We start from the raw sequence: 2,688 nt of genomic DNA, 5'->3' as shown, positions 1-2,688 counted from the left end.
ATCCGGCGCTCCCCGCTCGGCGCGCACATCGGCCCGGTCGCCCAGGGGGTGCTCCACCACGCCCACGCCCCGGTGGCGGTCGTCCCGCACGAGTGACGCACCGGCCCCTCGCGGTGGGGCCGAACGGCCCCGGGCAGGGACCGGCCGGCCCGTGGAGGACGCCCCGGCCGGGGTCCAGGCCGGAGTCATCAGCAGCCCCCGCACCGCCGGGCGTCGAGAGGGGAACCAGGACGATGACGAGCGCCACGACCACCACGGCCCTGCCCGTCTGCCACCGCGACAGGCTGATGCACCATGCACACGAAGTCTCCTTCGCGGCGGGCACCCGCCTGTTCGAGGAGGACGGGCACGCCGACCGGTTCTGGGTCGTCCGCAGCGGCACCGTGCTCCTCGACTCCCGCGTCCCGGGGTGCCGCCCCGCCGCGGTCGAGTCGCTGGGCCGCGGGGAACTCGTCGGCTGTTCCTGGCACTTCCCGCCCTGCACGTGGCAGCTCGGTGCCGAGGCGCTGAGTCCGGTGCGTGCCTGGGAGTTCGACGCGGAGGCCGTACGGGCCCTGTGCGCCGAGGACCCGGCGTTCGGCCGGGCGATCGCCGGATGGGTCGGCGCGGCCGTCGCCCACCGGCTGCACACCTCCCGGATCCGGCTGCTCGACCTGTACGCCCCCCACGGCAGCGGCAGCCTGGTCTGAGCGCAGCGCCCTGGGGACCCTCGCCGGCCTCCTCGACGACTTCGACCCGGACTTCGCCGTCGTCACGCCGTAGAGCACGGCCGAGGAACACGGCGGGGAATGTGTGTCCGGGGGAACTCCGACGGGCTCCGGAATTCGGCTCCCGCACGGGAACCGGTGGGCCGGAAAAACGGACCGGACGGCGCGGCGCCGCGCCGGAGGAGCACGCCGCCGCGCCTGTCGCCGTCAGCCGTTGACGTGCCGCGCGGCCCGGGTGCGGCCGGTGAGCAGGTGGTCGACGCTGAAGCGGCCGCCGCCGACGGCGACACGGGCCAGGAGGAGTGCGACGTCGCGGGCGGCGGTGGGGAAGGTCATGACGGTTCCTGTCGTTGCTGTGGGGGTGCCGGGGCCGGCACGGGCCGCCCCCGGCGCGGGTGGTGGGTTCGGTGTCGGCGGCGACGGGTCACGGGTGACCGCGCCGCGGGGCGTTCGGCCGGGTCCGCCGCGGCAGCCGGCCGACCGCGGCGAACCCGCCGGTCCGGGTGCGTGCCATGACGCCCTCCGTGTGGAAAGGTTGTAGGGACAACGGACGAACACCGTCTCCAGCAAACTTGTAGCTACAACCATTCCGGGTGGCGATGTGACGGCGAACACACCTTGGCTCGACCGGCGGCAGCTGCGCGCCTGGATCCGCCTGCGCGCGGTGCTGGAGCTGTTGCCCGGCACCCTCGACACCCAGCTGCGCAACGACGCCCAGCTGACGGAGTTCGAGTACACGGCCCTGGCGATGCTCTCGGAGGCGCCCGGTCGGACGCTGCGCATGACCGGGCTGGCCCGCCGGACCAACGCCACCCTGCCCCGGCTCTCCCACGTGGTGACGCGACTGGAGCAGCGGGGCCTGGTGGAACGCTTCCCGTGTCCGGAGAACCGCCGGGCCACCAACGCCCGGCTCACCGAGGAGGGCTGGGCGAAGCTGCTGCAGGCGGCGCCCGGTCACGTCGCCGCCGTCCGCCGCTACGTCATCGACGCGCTCACCGACGAGCAGGTGGATCAGCTCGCGGCCATCGGTGACGCCGTCCTGCACGCGCTGGACCCGTCGGGGGAGGGGGCCGTGCTCTACACGCACTACGACGAGGAGCCGGATCCCCGGCCGGGTTCCGCCTGAGGCCGTTCGCCCCGCCCCGCTCGCGACAAAGAAAAAGCGACAAAGGAAAAGAAAGAGACGACGCGGAGGCTCTTTCACATTTCTCCCGTTCAACGAAATGCGCGGGAAATGCGCGGGTTGCCAAAGATGCTGCCGCCGAAGAACCGGACGTAAAATGGAAGCCCGGCTCAAGTGCGGCGCGAGCCCGCCGTCGGGCGGATCGCCGCCCGCACCGCACAGACCGTACGCACGCGGAGGCACCGGGATGGCTGTGCTCTTCTTCGACATCGGGGCGACCCTGGCGGACGCCCACGTCCAGCCCGACGGTTCTCTGGTACTGCGGCCCAGACCACGCGTCGAGAACGTCCTCGACGCGTTCGGCACGCAGTGGCGCAAGGGCATCATCTCGGACCCGGGTCCCAGCCTGGGTGCGGCCGAGCGCGCGGAGGCCGCTCTGCGGCGCGCCTTCGCCGCCCGGTTCCCCGACGAGGACCTCATCCACTGGGGCCGGAAGAACAGCAGGACCATCTTCGACACGGCCGCCGCCTCGGCCGTCGCGGCGGGGGAGGAGGACGCCTCCGTCTTCGTGGGCGAGGACGCCCAAGAGCGGGCGTTCGCACGGGAGGCGGGAATGCGGACGGCGCCCCACCCCGTCTTCACCCGAGCCGCCGTGGAGGACCGTCCGGTCCTCTGGGCCCGGATCACACTGCCGGACGGCACCGGCCTGCCCGAGCTGGAGACGGCGGCGAGCGCGGCCGAGGTGGTGCCGGTGCACGTCGCCTCCGAGCGGCTGGTGCTGGCGATGACCACCACGCGCGGCGCGGCGGCGCTGGCCGACGCAGGGTTCCTGCCCGACCTGCGCGGAGCGGTGGAGGA

3 protein-coding genes and 2 pseudogenes are annotated in these 2,688 nt (G+C 73.5%); 4 read left to right on the top strand and 1 reads right to left on the bottom strand.

Translation table 11 applies throughout. The annotated features are described in order from the left end of the window. Both HW445_RS33775 and HW445_RS25775 read left to right on the top strand, forming a co-directional pair. A pseudogene (locus tag HW445_RS33775) lies at positions 1 to 96 on the top strand (universal stress protein); the annotation flags it as partial. A 137-nt stretch (positions 97 to 233) separates the two neighbouring features. After that, the gene (locus tag HW445_RS25775) at positions 234 to 689 is read left to right on the top strand and encodes a cyclic nucleotide-binding domain-containing protein (RefSeq protein ID WP_180223296.1); all 456 of its coding nucleotides are present in this window, start codon (positions 234 to 236) and stop codon (positions 687 to 689) included. 225 nt (positions 690 to 914) lie between these two features. Here HW445_RS25775 and HW445_RS33770 read toward each other — a convergent pair whose 3' ends face one another. After that, a complete protein-coding gene (locus HW445_RS33770) occupies positions 915 to 1,043 on the bottom strand; it encodes a hypothetical protein (RefSeq protein ID WP_257231291.1) in 129 nt (42 codons plus the stop codon). Positions 1,044 to 1,308: 265 nt separating this feature from the next. Between HW445_RS33770 and HW445_RS25770 the strand changes: the two genes are divergently transcribed. Further along, positions 1,309 to 1,833 (top strand): MarR family transcriptional regulator, encoded by a 525-nt coding sequence (locus tag HW445_RS25770; protein ID WP_308799919.1) that lies wholly within the window; start codon positions 1,309 to 1,311, stop codon positions 1,831 to 1,833. A gap of 244 nt (positions 1,834 to 2,077) precedes the next feature. Next, positions 2,078 to 2,688: pseudogene (locus HW445_RS25765) on the top strand (Zn-dependent exopeptidase M28); the annotation flags it as partial.

It is taken from the genome of Streptomyces sp. UH6 (genome assembly GCF_013421635.1).
Lineage (GTDB): Bacteria > Actinomycetota > Actinomycetes > Streptomycetales > Streptomycetaceae > Streptomyces > Streptomyces abyssomicinicus.
Note: the sequence above shows the minus strand (reverse complement) of the source record. Positions and strands in the feature narration are given on the sequence as shown.